At 65.1% G+C, this 16478-nt stretch carries 11 protein-coding genes; 6 read left to right on the forward strand and 5 right to left on the reverse strand.

Annotated elements, in window-relative coordinates:
• The first annotated feature begins 90 nt into the window (after window positions 1-90).
• From B0920_RS13175 to B0920_RS25620, 6 genes are all read left to right on the forward strand, one after another.
• The gene (locus B0920_RS13175; protein ID WP_229455482.1) at window positions 91-1029 is read left to right on the forward strand and encodes an alpha/beta hydrolase; all 939 of its coding nucleotides are present in this window, start codon (window positions 91-93) and stop codon (window positions 1027-1029) included.
• Between the two features lie 368 nt (window positions 1030-1397).
• Window positions 1398-2393, forward strand: coding sequence for a BMP family protein (locus B0920_RS13180; protein WP_078032930.1), 996 nt, complete (start codon window positions 1398-1400; stop codon window positions 2391-2393).
• Window positions 2394-2482: 89 nt separating this feature from the next.
• On the forward strand, window positions 2483-4012 hold the full coding sequence (locus B0920_RS13185; RefSeq protein WP_078032931.1) for an ABC transporter ATP-binding protein: 1530 nt from the start codon (window positions 2483-2485) through the stop codon (window positions 4010-4012).
• Window positions 4009-5100 (forward strand): ABC transporter permease, encoded by a 1092-nt coding sequence (locus tag B0920_RS13190; protein WP_078032932.1) that lies wholly within the window; start codon window positions 4009-4011, stop codon window positions 5098-5100. The genes B0920_RS13185 and B0920_RS13190 overlap by 4 nt, the downstream gene beginning before the upstream one ends.
• Before the next feature lie 3 nt (window positions 5101-5103).
• Window positions 5104-6069: an ABC transporter permease gene (locus B0920_RS13195; protein WP_078032933.1), complete on the forward strand. Its 966-nt coding sequence runs from the start codon at window positions 5104-5106 to the stop codon at window positions 6067-6069.
• A gap of 219 nt (window positions 6070-6288) precedes the next feature.
• Window positions 6289-6663: a hypothetical protein gene (locus B0920_RS25620; RefSeq protein WP_143745725.1), complete on the forward strand. Its 375-nt coding sequence runs from the start codon at window positions 6289-6291 to the stop codon at window positions 6661-6663.
• Between the two features lie 75 nt (window positions 6664-6738).
• Here B0920_RS25620 and B0920_RS13205 read toward each other — a convergent pair whose 3' ends face one another.
• The 5 genes from B0920_RS13205 to B0920_RS13225 form a co-directional block, all read right to left on the reverse strand.
• A complete protein-coding gene (locus B0920_RS13205) occupies window positions 6739-7602 on the reverse strand; it encodes a MipA/OmpV family protein (protein ID WP_078032935.1) in 864 nt (287 codons plus the stop codon).
• 361 nt (window positions 7603-7963) lie between these two features.
• The gene (locus tag B0920_RS13210) at window positions 7964-9025 is read right to left on the reverse strand and encodes a S1/P1 nuclease (protein WP_078032936.1); all 1062 of its coding nucleotides are present in this window, start codon (window positions 9023-9025) and stop codon (window positions 7964-7966) included.
• 24 nt (window positions 9026-9049) lie between these two features.
• The gene (locus B0920_RS13215) at window positions 9050-10738 is read right to left on the reverse strand and encodes a bifunctional UDP-sugar hydrolase/5'-nucleotidase (protein WP_078032937.1); all 1689 of its coding nucleotides are present in this window, start codon (window positions 10736-10738) and stop codon (window positions 9050-9052) included.
• A gap of 176 nt (window positions 10739-10914) precedes the next feature.
• Window positions 10915-14340 carry a TonB-dependent receptor gene (locus B0920_RS13220; protein ID WP_078032938.1) on the reverse strand — a complete coding sequence of 1142 codons (3426 nt, stop codon included), beginning with the start codon at window positions 14338-14340 and terminating at the stop codon, window positions 10915-10917.
• 507 nt (window positions 14341-14847) lie between these two features.
• Window positions 14848-16341 carry an adenosine deaminase gene (locus B0920_RS13225; protein ID WP_078032939.1) on the reverse strand — a complete coding sequence of 498 codons (1494 nt, stop codon included), beginning with the start codon at window positions 16339-16341 and terminating at the stop codon, window positions 14848-14850.
• Window positions 16342-16478: the final 137 nt, after the last annotated feature.

The following is a 16478-nucleotide window of genomic DNA, read 5'->3' on the forward strand; positions in this document are numbered from 1 at the left end:
ACCATTTGCGTGCGCCCAGCAGTGATATGTGCCGCACAGAACAAAACTCAGCGGCGGGCGTAGACTGGAGGCATGTATACACCGAAGAAAATGGCTGCGGGGATCACGGGTTTCGCCAGCGTCTTGTGGCTGGGCCTGACCGCTGCGGTGGCGGCCAGCCAGCGCAAGCTGGTGTTCAATCCGACCATCGAGCGCGAGGTGAAAAGCCCGCGCAGCAGCGGCCACCGTACCCGCCAGATCGTCCTGCGTGGCAGCGACGGCACCCGGTTGAGCGGCTGGCTGATGACGCCCCAGGTCCAGGGCCCGCGTCCGGCCGTGATCTACTTCGGCGGCCGTTCCGAGGAGGTGTCCTGGGTGGTGCGCGACGCCGGCAAGCTGTTCCCCAACATGACGGTGCTGGCCATGAACTACCGCGGCTACGGCGAGTCGCACGGCGAGCCGGCCGAGAATTTCATGATCGAGGACGGCTGCCGTTTCTACGACTGGCTGGCCGCGCGCGGCATGGTCGATGCCCGCCGCATCGCGGTGGTCGGCCGTAGCCTGGGCTCGGGCGTCGCGGTGCAGGTGGCCAAACAGCGCCCGGTGCACTCGGTGGTCCTGATCACCCCCTACGATTCGATCCTGGCGATCGCCAAGCGGCGCTTCCGCGTGATGCCAATCGAGTACATGCTGCGCCACCGCTTCGAGTCGATCAAGTACGCGCCGTCCCTTACCGCCCCCACCTACGTGCTGCGGGCGGCCGAGGACGATGTGGTGCCCCACTCCCACACCGACGAACTGGTGGCCAAGCTCACCCAGCTGGTCGGCGACGAGATCGTGCCGGGCTCCGATCACATGAACATCCCCTACCTGGAAGCGACCCAGGCCCTGATCGCCAGCTTCCTCACCCGTCAGTTCGCCAAGCCGGTCGAGACGCCCGTGCTGGCGGCCGCCACCCCGGAACCCGAGCTCCAGACCGTGGCGGTCAAGGACGTGGCCGTCAACGACGTGGCCGTCAACGACGTGGAAATCGCCGCTGTTGGCAAATAATTGTCGATAGTTGCCAAGACTTATATTTCCCTCGAATAAATTGCCAAGTAAAATGGTATTTGCCATCAAACTGAGCTTTGATGCATATTTGACAGGCTGAGCTGCGTGGGTCCAGGACATGGCGAACCATGCGCGGCACGCGGCAGATTGCCCCTCGAAGGACGTGTTGCGGTAACGCTACATGGCAAGGCTTCCACCGGGGAAATCGCCGCCGCGATACAAATCGTAACCCCACGTGCTTTCCCAGGCTGACACAATCGCGCAGCGCGATTGCGATGCCCATGAACCGTGAACGATTGCAGCTTGCGCTGCCGGCCCCATCGGTAAGGATGCGGCGGGTACAATATCGCTATTCCAGGAGCCCATACATGAAATTCAAGCATCTCACCATGACCATCGCGGCGCTGTGCGTCGCCGGCAGCGCGGCTGCAGCTGATCCAAAGCTGGGCATGGTCTACGACGCGGGCGGCAAGTTCGACAAGTCGTTCAACCAGTCGGCTTTCGAAGGCCTGCAGCGCTTCACCAAGGAGACCGGCATCAAGGTCCTCGAGGTCCAGGCGAACAGCGATACCCAGGCCGAGCAGGTGATGCGCGGCCTGGCGCGCAAGAAGGTCGACCTGATCGCCGCCATCGGCTTCTCCCAGACCCAGGCGGTCCAGAAGGTCGCCAAGGAATTCCCCAACGTGCGCTTCGTGCTGATCGACAGCATCGCACAGGGCAACAACATCAACTCGGTGATGTTCAAGGAACAGGAAGGCTCCTACCTGGTGGGCGTCGCCGCCGCCATGGCCTCCAAGTCCAAGAAGCTGGGCTTCGTGGGCGGCATGGACATCCCCCTGATCCGCGCCTTCGCCTGCGGCTACGCCCAGGGCGCCAAGGCCCAGTATCCGAAGATCGAGATCATGCAGAACATGGTCGGCACCACCGCCGCGGCCTGGAACGACCCGGCCAAGGGCGGCGAGCTGGCGCGCGCGCAGTTCGACCGCGGCGCCGACGTGGTGTTCGCGGTGGCCGGCGGCAGCGGCATGGGCGCCCTGCAGATGGCCAAGACCAAGGGCAAGCTGGCGATCGGCGTCGACTCGAACCAGAACTACCTGCACCCGGGCACCATGCTGACCTCGATGATCAAGCGCGTCGACGTGGCGGTGTACGACTCCTTCATGGCCCAGAAGAACGGCAGCTGGAAGGCCGGCGTCACCTATAAAGGCCTGAAGGAAGGCGGCGTGGACTGGGTCCTGGACAAGGACAACCGCGCCGTGGTCAGCCCGGAGATCGAGAAGCGCGTGAACGCCGTGCGCACCGACATCATCAACGGCAAGATCAAGGTCATCGACTACCGCGCAGGCAGCAGCTGCCCGGTCTGACCGCCCTCTCCCCACGAAAAGCGCGCCGCGCCGGTGAACCCGGTCCGGCGCGCTTTTGAATAAAACGCAGCACAACAACACACATCGCAATGCAGCCAGCCGTAGAATTTCGCAACATCAGCAAGGCCTTCGGGGCCGTGCAGGCGAACGCTGACGTCAGCTTCTCGATCGCCAAAGGCTCGATCCACGGCGTGATCGGCGAGAATGGCGCGGGCAAGTCCACCCTCATGAGCATCCTGTACGGCTACTACAACGCCGACAGCGGCCAGCTCCTGATCGATGGCCAGGCGCGCGACATCCGCACCAGCCACGAGGCGATCGCGCTCGGCATCGGCATGGTGCACCAGCACTTCATGCTGGTCGAGAACATGACGGTGCTCGACAACGTCATGCTGGGCGCCGAGGGCGGATTCAAGCTGGCTGCCCGGCGCGCCGAGACCGAAGCCAAGCTGCGCGAGATCTGCGCCCGCTACCGCCTCGACGTCGACCCGCTGGCCACCATCCACGACCTGTCGGTGGGCGCCCAGCAGCGCGTCGAGATCCTCAAGCAGATCTACCGCAGCGCCGAGATCCTGATCCTGGACGAGCCGACCGCCGTGCTCACCGCCCAGGAGACCGCCTCGCTGTTCGAGATCCTGCGCCTGTTCAAGGAACAGGGCAAGACCATCATCCTGATCACCCACAAGCTGGGCGAGATCATGGAGATCACCGATCAGGTGACCGTGATGCGCGCCGGCCGCGTGGCGGGCGCCGTGGCCACCGCCGACACCTCCAAGGAGCAGCTGGCCAACATGATGGTCGGCCGCCCGATCGAGGGCAACCTGCCGCGCAAGCCCTACAATCCGGGCGCGCCGGTGCTCAAGGTCGAGAGCCTCCAGCTTGAGGACAAGAACAAGGTCAAGCTGCTGGCCGACATCGACCTCACGGTGCGCGCCGGCGAGATCGTGGCGATCGCCGGCGTCTCCGGCAACGGCCAGAGCGAGCTGATGGAAATCCTGGCGGGCATGCGCCTGCCGACTTCGGGCAAGGTCGAATTCCTCGGCCAGGACCTGCCCTACGCCGGCCGCGCCAACGCCGACGGCCTGCCCGCCGAGTTCCGCGCGCTGGGCATCGGCCACGTGCCGGAAGACCGCCTGCGCGACGGCGTGATCAAGGACTTCTCGGTGATGCAGAACACCGTGTTCGGCTACCAGGACCGGGTCAGGAACAAGTTCGGCCTGTTCGACTTCGAGGCCATCGCCAAGCGCTGCGCCCACCTGCTGGAAGCTTTCGACGTGCGTCCCAAGAACCCCGAGCTGCGCATCGGCCTGCTCTCGGGCGGCAACCAGCAGAAGGTCGTGATCGCGCGCGAAGTCTCGGCCAGCCCCAAGCTGATGCTGGTCGGCCAGCCGACCCGCGGCGTCGACATCGGCACCATCGAGAGCATCCACACCCAGCTGCTGCGCCTGCGCGACGAGGGCGTGGCGATCCTGCTCGTTTCCACCGAGCTGGAGGAAGTGCGCGCCCTGGCCGACCGCATCGTGGTGGTCTCGGGCGGACGCATCACGGGCGAACTGAAGATTCAAGAATTCGACACCACCCGCATCGGCCTGCTGATGGGCGGGATGCACAAATCATGAAAACCACTGAACTCCCACGCTGGGCGTCCGGCTTCGTCCTGCCCGTCCTGAACCTGCTGTCGGCCCTGCTGGTGGCGGCACTGGTGATCCACCTGCTGGGCGAGAGCCCGACGGAATCGCTGCAGATCCTGATCAACAGCGCCGTGATCAATCCGGAAGGCCTGAGCTACACCCTGTTCTACGCCTCCACCTTCGTGTTCACCGGCCTGGCCGTCTCGGTCGCCATGAAGGCGGGCCTGTTCAACATCGGCGCCGAGGGCCAGATGTACCTGGGCGGCCTGGGCCTGACCCTGGCCATGCTGGCCTTCGACGCCTCGCTCCCGGCCCTGCTCCTGATCCCGCTGGCGATGGTGGCCAGCGCGGCCTTCGGCGCCGGCTGGGCCTTCCTACCCGGCTACCTGCAGGCCAAGCGCGGCAGCCACGTGGTGGTCACCACCATCATGTTCAACTTCATCGCCGCCAGCCTGATGAACTTCATCATCGTGAAGTACCTCATTCCGGAGGGCGACCAGAACCCGGCCAGCCGCGTGTTCAGCGAAGCCTCGTGGATGCCGCGCCTGGTGGACTGGTTCCCGGCCCTGGGCGACACCCCGCTCAACATCTCCTTCCTGCTGGCGATCCTGGCGCTGGTGATCTATGGCGTGGTGATGTCGCGCTCGCCATGGGGCTACAAGCTGCAGGCCACCGGCCTGAACGCCCACGCCGCCCACTATGCCGGCGTGCGCATCAGCCGCACCATCATCGTGGCGATGCTGATCTCGGGCGCCCTGGCGGGCCTGGCGGCGGTCAACTCCATCCTCGGTTCGACCCACTATCTGAGCCTGAACTTCCCGGCCGGCGCCGGCTTCGTCGGCATCGCGATCGCGCTGATGGGGCGCCAGCATCCGGTCGGCATCTTCCTGTCCTCGGTGCTGTTCGGCGCCCTGATCCAGGGCGGCTTCGACCTCTCGCTGGAAAAGCCGAACATCCCGCAGGAGACCTTCATCTTCATTCAAGGCCTGATCATCCTGTTCTGCGGCGCGATGGAAAACCTGTACGCGCCGGCGGTCCTGAAACTGATTAACGCAACAAAGGCACGCAAGGGTTAAGCCATGGAAGACTTCCAGTTCGCCAGTATCGTCGTCTCGACGATCCGCAATGCGCCGGTCCTGATATTCGCGGCCATGGCCGGCCTGTTCGCCGAGCGCAGCGGCGTGATCGATCTCGGCCTCGAAGGCAAGATCCTGGCCTCGGCCTTCGTCTCGGCCGGCGTCGCCTATGCCTACCAGGACCCATGGCTGGGCATCGCCGCCGGCATCCTGGCCTCGGTCGCGCTGGCCATGGTGCAGGCCTATGTGTCGATCACGCAGAAGGGCAACCAGCTGGTGGCCGGCATGGCGATCAACATCGCCATGAGCGGCCTGACCTTCGTGGTGGCCCAGTACTTCTTCCAGCAGGGCGGACGCACCCCGGACCTGGGCGAAGCGCGCCTGGGCGACATCGTGCTGCCGGGCAGCGCCGCGCTGGCCGACATCCCCGTCATCGGCTGGCTGTACGGCAGCGTAATCGGCGGCCACACCCTGCTGGTCTACCTGGCCTTCCTGCTGCTGCCGGTGGTGCACTGGGTGCTCTACCACAGCCGCTTCGGCCTGCGCCTGCGCGCCTGCGGCGAGAACCCGCATGCGGCCGACGCGGCCGGCATCTCGGTGCAGCGCACCCGCTATGCCGCCATGCTGATCGCGGGCGTGCTGTGCTCCTTCTCGGGCGCCTACCTGGCGATCGTCCAGAGCGGCTTCTTCCTGCGTGACATGTCGGCCGGCGCCGGCTACCTGGCGCTGACCGCCATGGTGTTCGGCAACTGGCGTCCGCTGCACACGGTGCTGGGCTGCCTGATGTTCGGCTTCTTCGGCGCGGTGCAGGTGCAGATCGAGGGCGTCGAACTGCCGGTGGTGGGACGCATTCCGGGCGCGCTGATCCAGATGATCCCCTACGTGCTGACCGTGGTCGTGCTGGCGGGCCTGATGGCCAAGTCGGTGGCGCCCAAGGCGCTGGGCAAGCCCTTCGTCAAGTCACGCTGAGCGTTTCTTGCTCCACGAAAAGGCCCGCTACCCAGCGGGCCTTTTTATTTTCCACGATGCATAACTACCGCGCGGAAAGGGAAGTTGCACAATTTGTGAGCAAATGTGACTACCGTAAGCGTTTGTAAGGACCGTCAACAGCGTCTCGACGGGGCCCGTTGATAGGCAAGGTGACACGATAAACGTACGCCAGACACTCAATGAGAAAGGATTCACTCTATGAAGCGCACTATTGCTACCCTGATCGTCGCCCTGTCCGCCACCTCGGCATTTGCCCAGACCTCGGCCACTCCCGCCACGTCGGCAACTCCTGCCACCCCGCCGGGCGCTACCGTGCCGGCAACCCCGACCACCCCGGCCACCCCGGTTGACCAGACCGTGCCGCCTACCACCGACAGCACCTCGGGCGCGTCGGGCACCGCAGGCACCACCGCTGGTTCGACCACGACCGGCTCGGCCACCGCCGCTACCCCGGCTACCCCGGCAACCCCGGCCACCCCGGCATCGGCAGCAGACAAGACCGACGCGAAGAAGGATAAGCAATCCAAGCACGACAAGAAGTCCAAGGACAAGAGCAGCAGCTCGTCCATGTAATACCCTCTGACCGGGCGCAAGGCGCCCGGCGCTCCCCCCTCGAGCAGCGCCGCGCGGCAGGACGCCGTGCGGCGCTTACATCATGTTGGGATCGACCGTTTCCGCCCCGCTTGCCCGGCGGCTGGAACGCTTCCAGGTCCATGCGAATCCGAATCCTCCCGACACGCCGTGGTCGCGCACGTGCAAGGGACTATCGCGGTTGGCCGCCCCCTTGTAGCTCTCCAGTCTCAGGAAACCGAACAGGCGCAGGTCCCGGTTGATGCGGCGCGTGCCGAACACGCCCAGGCGGGTCAGCAGCAGTCCGGCGTCGGCGTCAAACGCTGGCCGGTTAGCGTTCGCGTACTGCGGCTGCACCTCGTAGAAATAGCGCTGGATGCGCTTGTCCCCCACCACCGCACTCACTTGCCCCTGGAAGGTCCAGGCCCCGCCCTCTCCCACCCGTTCGTAGACCAGGCGCGGCTCGAAGGTCCAGCCCTGCCGGCGCAGGCCGCCGCGCGCCTCGATCACGGCGCGCAACGGCAATTCCGCGCGCAAACGGCTGCTGCGGTCGAGGTCGGCGATCTTGACTTTCAGGCGCGGGCCGAACTCGAACAGGGTGCCGAGGTCGGGCATGCCGCGGCGCGCCTCGACGTCGTCGGAATCGGAAGGCAGGGCGCCGGCAAGGCCGATGTCGAATTCGACCCGGTCGGAACGGAAGAGGCGCGCACCGATGCCGGACTGGTCGGCGCGCAGGATTTCGCCGCGGTACAGGATGAAGGGCAAGGCCAGGGCGCGATTGTTCTGGTCGTCGGCGCCCGGGTAGGCAGGGGTGGAGATGGCGGCGGCGCCGATGCCCAGTTCCCACAGCGGCAGGCCGGCTTCGTCGGTGGATTGGGCGTGCACGGCAAGGGGCAGCGCCAGGATGCTGGCGAGTGGAACGGCCGTCAGGATCGATTTCATGGGGCCTCGGCGTAGTTGGGGTGCGTGCTCCGATTGTATCCAAGAGCTTTGCCGGCATGCGCGCCGCACGGGCCAAGCCGCGTCGCACATCGGACACCGTCAACTGCCCACTGCCCACTGCCCACTGCCCACTGCGCACCGCCCACCGCCCACCGCCCACCGCCCACGCACCCATCACTACGTACCCGTAAACGTCATCCCGGCGAAGGCCGGGATCCAAGTTCGCGGCACAGTGTTGACCTGACTCTATGCGGGGAAACTTGGATCCCGGCCTGCGCCGGGATGACGTACTGATGCAGCGGGCTGTCGATAGGCACCCCGGATTGCCGGCGTCGATCGGACCTCCACGGCCCTACATGAATCAGCCCTGTTCCGGAAAAATCGCCTGCAGCATCGCCGCCAGGTTATACCCGCCCTTGATCAGCTGGGTCTTCGCAATCGCCGAGCTCGGCACAGGATAATTGGCCGGCACCTCGAGCGTGAATGCGAAATAAGTCTCGCCTTTCTTGCTCGTCTGCGGCGTCAACTGGCCCGGCGTCACCTCGGCATAGGCCAGCTTGGACACCGCCAGCGCGTCGTCCGCCCACTGGTAAGGCCAGGTCGCCACCTCGCCCTGCCACTTCTGCACCGCCGGATTGCCGGCGATGGCCGCCTGCGCGAACTGCTCGGGCGTCTTCACGCCGATGCGGCGGAAGGCGTAGTCCACCGTGGTGCTGTCCCAATAGGAGTGGAAAGGCTTGGTCAGCGCCTTGGGCACGCCTTCCTTCACGGGCGCCGCCTCGCCCGGCGGGATCAGGCCCGCCGCCAGCGCGGCGATCTTCGCGTCGTCCAGCAGCAGGTTGTTGCCGCCGCGCGAATCGAAGATCGTGGCCTCGTCCACCTCGGCATGGGTCTTGGGCACCACGAACTTGCCGTCCTTGCTGACGAAGGCCGCGCCCACGTGCAGCGGCTGGTGGATGTCGCCGGCGAAGTGGGCCAGCAGGATCAGGGCCTGGCGCTTGGTGAACTTGTGCGGATTGAGCGCCGGATCGGTCTTGCCCTGCAGGACCGCGATGCACTGCTTCATGATCTGCACGATGTCGACCTCCGCGGTGCCCACGCCGTGGTCGTGGTAGCGCTCCAGCTGGAAGGGCACGTCGGTGTAGTGGTACTCGCTGTGCTTCGGATTGCCCGCCACGTACTCGATCATTTCCTGGGTCTGCGGGCCGCAGTACGTGCCCTTCACGCAGTCGGCCCAGTTGGCGAGCGATTCGAGGGTCTCGCCCGGCAGGAGCAGCGCGGCGATCTGCTTTTGCGCGTACGTCCCCTTCAGCAGTTTGTCGGCGATCGCGCCCACGGCGCGGTGGCCGTCGCGGCCCCAGGCCATGGCGTCGACGGAGGTGAAGGCGCTGCAGAGCGCCAGGACACAAGCTAGTTTTTTCATGCGTCGTGTTGGTCGGTCTAGGGTTTATTGCGCCTTGAGGACGCGCGGCGCGGCGGCAGACGGCGCGGCGCCCTGCCCTTCGTGCTTCTTCAGGTAGTCGGTAAAGGCGTCCAGGTCCAGCATGCCGGTCTCGACGCGCTGCGTGCCCTTGGCGAATTCGGGGAAGTTGTCGCCGCCCTCGGCCAGGAAGTTATTGGCGACCACGCGATAGCGCTTGCCGTCTTCCAGCGGCGCACCGTGGAGCCGGATCGAACCCGGGACCACGCGGCTGCCCGCCGGGCGTTTCCCGTCCCACTGGTAGCTGAAGCCCTGCGACACCTGCAGGATCGACGGGTCCGATGCCGCCGGGCGCGCCCACTGCTGCTCGAGCAGGCTGCGGATCTGCGCGCCGGTCAGGTCCATCACGACCAGGGTGTTCCCGAATGGGAGCACGGCCTGGGTCTGGCCGAAGCTGGCCACATTGCCCTCGCCGGCTTCCAGGTCCTTGCGGATGCCGCCTTCGTTCATGAAGCCGATCTGCGCGCCCTGGTCGCGGGTGGCGGCCAGCACGGCGTCCGCGATCAGCTTGCCGAGCTCGGACTCGCCGGCCTCGTTCTGCTTGCGCAGCACCGGCGCGGCCGGCAGGCGCGCGACCGGGCGGCCCAGCGCCGCGCGGCTGCGCTCCTTCACCGAGGCCACCAGCGCAGCCATCCTCGGATCGGCCGGATAGTCGCCCGGCTTCATCACCACATTGTTCGCCTGCAGCTCGAGCAGCTTGCCGCTACCCGGATCCACCTTCATCGCCACGCGCGTCAGGACCTGGCCGAAGGAAGCCGCCTGAGTCACGGTGCGCCCCTCGACCTGGCACACATAGCCGAAGTGCGAGTGGCCCGTGATCACCAGCCTGATCGCCGGATCCAGCTGCTTGACGATGGGGACGATCGCGCCCTGCAGGTTCAGGCAGCCGAGGCGGTCGTCGCGGTTGTCGACGGTCCCGCCTTCGTGCACCAGGGCGACGATCACCTGCGCGCCCTGCGCGCGCATCAGCGGCACGGCGCGGTTGATCGCCTCGGTTTCGTCACCGAAGCGCAGGCCGGCGATGCCCGAAGCCATCACCACCGCGTCGGTGCCCTTCAGCACCGCGCCCACCAGGCCCACTTTCACGCCCTTCACTTCCTCGATGCGGAAGGCCGGGATGAAGGGCTTGCCGGTGGCGCTGTCGATCACGTTGGCGGCCAGATAGGTGAACTTGGCGCCGCCGTAGTTGGGCGACCACTGGCAGGCCTTGGCCGGACGCGGCGAATCGCAGCCGCCGTGCTGCTGGCGCAGCAGCTCTTTGCGGCCGGCATCGAATTCGTGGTTGCCGACCGCGCTCACGCGCAGGTCCAGCAGGTTCATGGCCTCGATGGTCGGCTCGTCGGCCCACAGCGAGGACAGCGCCGGGCTGCCGCCCACCAGGTCGCCCGCTGAAACGAACAGCAGGTCCTTGTCTTCCTTGCGCCAGGCCTGCAGGGCGGCCGCCACGGCCTCGGCGCCGCCCGCGCGGATCGCCGGCGGCGTCACGCCGTTCACCGGCGGCAGCGCGTAGCGGCTCGGCTCGAGGTTGCCGTGGAAGTCGTTCATGGCGACCAGGTTGATGGTCACGGGTTCGCGCGGAGTACTGGCGCAGCCGGCCAGCACGCAGGCCGCAAGAGCAAGGGAGAGTCGTGCAGGCGCACGCAGGGAATTCGGCATGGGATCTTCTCAATCTGGGACGGGAGGCCTGCTGCGGGAGCGCGGCCCACCGGCATTATGGCATCAGCCATGGCGCGAAGCCATCTTTACAGCCCTGCAAAACCAGGGCCTTCACCCAATAAAAAAAACGGCCGGTGTCGCCACCGGCCGTTCTTCGACACGTCAAGCCCGGGAGATCAGAACTCGTACTTGACGGTTGCCTGGATCGCCCACTGCGACTCGCCGCGCGACTGGCGCACGTTCAGGTCTTCCACGTTGTTACGCACTGCGTACACGTAGCGGCCCTGCGGGTCGAGGCCGACGTAGTCGACGAAGCTGCGCGCCTGCGCGCCGGCGGACTGGAAGCCCACTTCCTCGATACGGCCCCACTTCTTGTTCAGCAGGTTGCCGAAGTTGAGGATGTCGAGCGCGAAGCTGGCCTTGTGCTTGGACGAGAAGCCCGGGATTTCCTGGGTGATCTTCACGTCGAAGCTGTTGGTCCAGCGCGAGAAGTCGCTGTTACGCTTGACCACGCCGCCGGCCGCCTTGCGCAGCACCTTGTTGGCGTTGACGATGTCCCAGAAACGCTGCTCGTTGGCGTGGTTGGTCGCGGTGTCGCCGTAGAACACGACTTCGCCCGAACCGAAGGCCGACGGGATGTACATCAGGTCGTTGCCGGCCAGGCCGTCGCCGTTCAGGTCGTTGTTGATGGTCCAGCTGTACGGCTTGCCCTCGCGGCCTTCATAGAAGACGCCCACGCGGGTGCGGTAGTTGCCGAAGAAGCGCTTTTCCCACGACAGGCGGGCATTGATACGCTCCTTGACCAGGTAGGACGAGTTGGCGGCCACTTCCTCGTTCGGGTTGAAGACCGAACGGCCCGACCAGTTCGAGTTCGAGGTCGAGGAGGTCAGCGGCGACACTTCGGTCGCTTCGGTGTAGGTGTAGGCCACCGACCAGCCGAAGCCCTTGCGGGTCGGGCTGGTGACCGAGACGGTCATCAGCTTGGCGTCGCCCTTGCTGGTGTGGTCGGCCAGCAGCACGTTGTTGAAGGCCAGGTTCGACAGCGCCTTGGTGGTGGCGGTGCAGTTGCGGGCCACGGTCACGGCGTTGTTGGTGAACGAGTAGCAGGAAGCATCCAGGCCCTGGGCGTTGTAGTACAGCTCGCGGCCATCCTTGCCGATACGGGTCGGGCCGCCGACGTTCAGGTTGCGGTAGAAGATCGCATCCTTGTTCTCGGTCAGCAGCACTTCCGCGCCCATCACCAGGCCGCCCACCGGCAGCTCATGCTCGAGCGCCAGGTTGGCTTTCCAGATCGAAGGCTGCTTCAGGCCAGGAGCCAGGATGTCGACGTTGGCGGCCGGCGGCGCGCCGTTGACGACTTGCTGGGTGTCCGGGTTCGGGCTGAACAGGTTGTCACCGGTCGGGCAGCGGGTCGAACCGGAGGTCGAGCAGGTGATGTTACGGGTAGCGACGCCCGGGTTCGAGAACGGGTTCGACATCCACACGGTCGCCGCGGCGCCCTGGAACAGGCCGATACCGCCACGCAGCTGGGTCTGGCGCTTGGTGTCGAACTTGTAGTTGAAGCCCGCGCGCGGCTGCCACAGCTTGTTGCCGTCGAAGGTCTTGGTGTTGTCGTAGCCAAAGCCGCCGGTCTGGCGCGCGAAGGTCGCGGCGTTGCCTGCGACGACAGGCGCGGCGGCGGCGCTGTTGCGGCGCGGGGTGCCGCCGACGTCGGTCAGGTCGACGCGCACGCCTGCGGTCACGGTCAGCTTGTTGTTGACGGTCCAGGTATCCTGCAGGAAGAAACCGGTGTTCTTCATGGTGAACTGGGCGATTGCGTCGTTCAGGGTGAAGCCCGGGGCTGCTTGCTGCAGGGTGTAGGAGGTCGGACGGCCGCGCGAGAAGTTCTCGTAGATGGCCGCGTCGATCTGCGACGCGCTGGCGTTGGCGCAGTTCAGGGTGCCGCCGCTGGCGACGCCCGGGACGGCGTTGTACGTGAAGTTGTTGTCGCAGGCGAAGGTGTAGTTGCCGAAGACGTTCTGCAGGAACGAGTTGTACACCTCGTTCTTGGTGTAGTCGGCGCCGCCCTTGATCTCGTGGTCGCCCCACAGGTAGTTCGCGCCCGCGTACAGGTCCAGGGTCTTGGTGCCCAGGACGTTGTTGTGGCGGCTGTTGTCAGTGCCGGTGTTCAGGAAACGGTTGCCGGTACGGGCGCCTGCCGGTGCGTCGGCCGGCAGCGGGCCGCTGAACTGGAAGGACATGGTCGGCAGGCGCGCGTTGTTGCGCGGGACCGAGTCGTAGTCACGGGTCGAAGCCTTGAATTCGGTCGAGAAGTTCGGGGTCCAGTCCGAGAACACCTGGGCCACCATGGTCTCGATGCTCTTCTGCTGGTTGTAGAACTGCGAGCTCAGCGAAACGCCGGTTGCCGAGAAGTTCGGGTAGATCGGCTCGTCCTGCTCGGTCTTCGAGTAGCGGAAGTTGGCACGGTGGTCGTCGTTGATGTTCCAGTCCAGCTTGACGGTGCGCTCTTCCGAGGTCATGAAGGCGCCGGTCGGGCCGGTGCCCAGGTCGATGCCATAACGGTCGCGGGCGATGCGCTGCACAGCGCCGATCTGGTTCTGGCTGACCGGCACGGTGGTGCCTGCGCCGCTGCCGATGGCGCCGAAGTCCGGGGTGCTGCGGCTGCTCTTGAAGTTTTCGGCCAGGGCGAAGATGAACAGGCGATCCTTGATCAGCGGGCCGCTGGCCCAGATGCCCTTGGTGGTGTCCTTGAACTTCGGCGGTTCCGAGTACTTGTCGGTGGTGCGGTCGTAGCGGTCGCCGGCCAGGGTGTCGTTACGGAACACGTAGTAGGCGCCGCCGTGGTACTGGTTGGTGCCCGACTTGGTGACGGCGTTGATGTTGCCGCCGGTGTAACCGCGCTGGGTCACGTCGTAGTTGGCGACGTTCACCTGCACCGAAGCGATGGCTTCCATCGAGATCGGCTGGCGCGCGGTCGGGCTGCCGTTCGATTCGAGGCCGAAGGTGTCGTTGACGGCCACGCCGTCGATGGTCAGGGTGTTGTAGCGCGAGTTCTGGCCGGCCACGGACAGTTCGCCGCGTTCCTTGTCGGTCTGCGAGACGCGCGGGTCGATACGCGCGAAGTCCTGCAGGTTGCGGTTGATCGAGGCCTGGGTCTCGAGGTCGGCGCGCGAGATGCTGGTCACCGAACCCATGTTGTTGCGTGCGAACAGCTCCGAACGGGCGGCCGAGCCGACCACGTTCACGGTCTGGATCGCCTGGCCGATGGTCGCGTCCACCGCGGCGGTTTCCGCCAGCTCGGTGAACACGTTTTCACGGCGCTCCGTGACGCCATCCTTGGTGATGACGATCGTGTAGGGACCACCCACGCGCAGGCCGCGCGCGATGTAGCGGCCTTCGGCGTCGGTGGTGACATTGCTGACAGAGCCGGATTCAGCGTGAATGATCTGCACCTGGGCATTCGCCGCGGGCTTGCCGTCCGCGCTCGAGATGCGGCCGCCGATGGCGGAGGTGGTGTTCTGCGCGAACGACGGCGTCGCCGCCAGTGCAACCGACAAGGCCAGCGCCAACTTGGTGAGCCGGAGCTGTTGTTGAGTGATCATCGATAACCCCAAAAAGAACTAATAGTTATATACGGGAACCCAGTGGGCGCCCTCTTTCAGTACTGCAAACCTGATTTGCTGCTGAATACACGGTGGCCTGGGAGCAGGCGGCGGGCGATTGTAGCGTTCCAATATGACAACGAAGTTACGTGCCCTACAACAACTGATATGACGAATTCCTTCGGCAATATGCATTAGTTGTTAACAAGGCGGCAAATTCGATTTCGCTTAGCTATTTATACGTTTGACCTATAAATAGCCGAAGTTAGGTTGTAATTACGCTACAAACTAGATGTTTCTTCAAGCAAATTCCAAGGCGCGATTATACGTATCGAGCAAGAAGGCGAGATTGTTTTGCTGAAATATTCAGCAAACCGAAAGTTTGGCGGGATTTTTTGTCGCGACTTGGCCACAAATGATGACACGGCGATAAGTTGTGGCCGAAAAGTCAGCCTTCCGGCGTAACCGGAAGGCGATCCGGGCGAGCGCCCGGACCTGTAGGACGACTCAAGGCGCCTTGGCGGCGGTCTTGGCGAGACGGGCGATTTTCGCCTCGAAATCAGCGAAACGTTGATCCAGTTGGCGGGTCAAACGTTGCTTTTCTGCCACTGGCAGGAAGGCGTAGCGGATGCTGTTGTACGAGGTCTTCTTCATCTCCGCATAGCTCGGCTTGTAGCGGCTGGCGAACAGCACGTACTCGTTCGACAGCGTGTGGCGGGTGACGCCGGCGTCGTCGGTCGAGATCACGTAGGGCACGCCATACTTGCGGTACAGGTTGATCGGATGATGGCTACCTTCGACCCCGTTGATGAAGGCGTTCGAGGTCAGGTTGATCTCGACCGGGATGTCCTTCTCGCGCATGGTCTGCATGATGCCGGTGGCATTGGTCTCGTGGGCGAGGTCCAGGCCGTGGCCGATGCGGTTGGCCCCCGCCACCGTCAGCGCCTGGTCGATGTGGAACTTCAGGCCCTCGGGCGGCACGTCGCCCATGGCCAGCTCACCCGCGTGCAGGGCCACCTTGACGTCCGGGTAGACCGACTTCAAAAAGCGGAACATCTTCATGTGCAGGGCGTAGTCGCGCATCGAGATGTTGGTGCTTTCCTGGCCGACGATGTTCACGCCGACGATCTTGTCGCTGCTCTTGGCCGCCTTGAAACCCGAGACCATGGACGAGAACACCAGCGACGGGTTCAGCAGGCGCAGCACATAGGTCTGGTAGCGCATGGTGAAGCGCTCGTCGTCGATGCCTTCCGAGGAATCGACGATCCTGGCGACGAAGTCGGCGATGGTCTTGTTGAAGGCCGGGTCCTTGTCCAGCACCGCGAACCAGGCGCGCATCTGGGCATCGAAAGCCGCGTCGTCGTTCGCGTTCTGCCAGGCCTTGGCGTCGAAGTCCGGGTTGGCGACGGCCGGCGACAGCTTGAACATGGTCTCGATGTAGCTGACGTTCTCGGCGATGGCGCGCTTCTTGAGTTCCTGCAGGCCTTCCTTGAAGTTCGAATTTGACACCGGGCCGAAGTAGCCGAAGGTCTGGAAGAACAGGCGGTCCGGCGGCGGCTGCAGGGCGCCGTGGTTGAAGAAGTCCTTGTTCGACCAGCGCTGCAGCAGCTCGCGCCAGGTGTGATCGTCGGCATAGATCTCGGCGCTGCTCAGGCAGTTGCGTTCGGCGGCCGGCTTGGCGCGTTCGGCCGCGACCAGGGCCTTGTCGGTTTCGATGCGGTAGGTCTGCTTGTTGACGCAATAGCCCTGGCGGTCGACGAAGTCGACGTACTGCTCGACGTAGATCGCGCCCGAATAATGGTGGTGCAGGTCGCCGCCCTTGGGCATCTGGGTGAAGAACAGGGTCAGCTCGGCCATGTTGGGCTGGCTGCCGGCGATCAGGGAGGCGTAGTGGCGGGCGGTGGCGGCCTCGTTCGGGCTGGTCGCCGGGCCTTTGGCCAGTGCCGGCTGGGCGGCGAGGGCCAGCGCCAGCAGCGCGCCGGCGGTCAGGGGTGTGCGCATGGGTGTGGTCTTTCCGGATCGTTAACTCGGCAGCAGGGCTGCCTGGACCGCGTCACTCTAACTGCTTGGGGTGGGGTTTGCAATATGGCAGGGGTTGGGGCTGGGGGTGGGCGGGCAAACTTGGATCCCGGCCTCCG

Origin of the sequence: Massilia sp. KIM, assembly GCF_002007115.1 — a bacterium.
Taxonomy (GTDB): Bacteria; Pseudomonadota; Gammaproteobacteria; order Burkholderiales; family Burkholderiaceae_D; genus Telluria.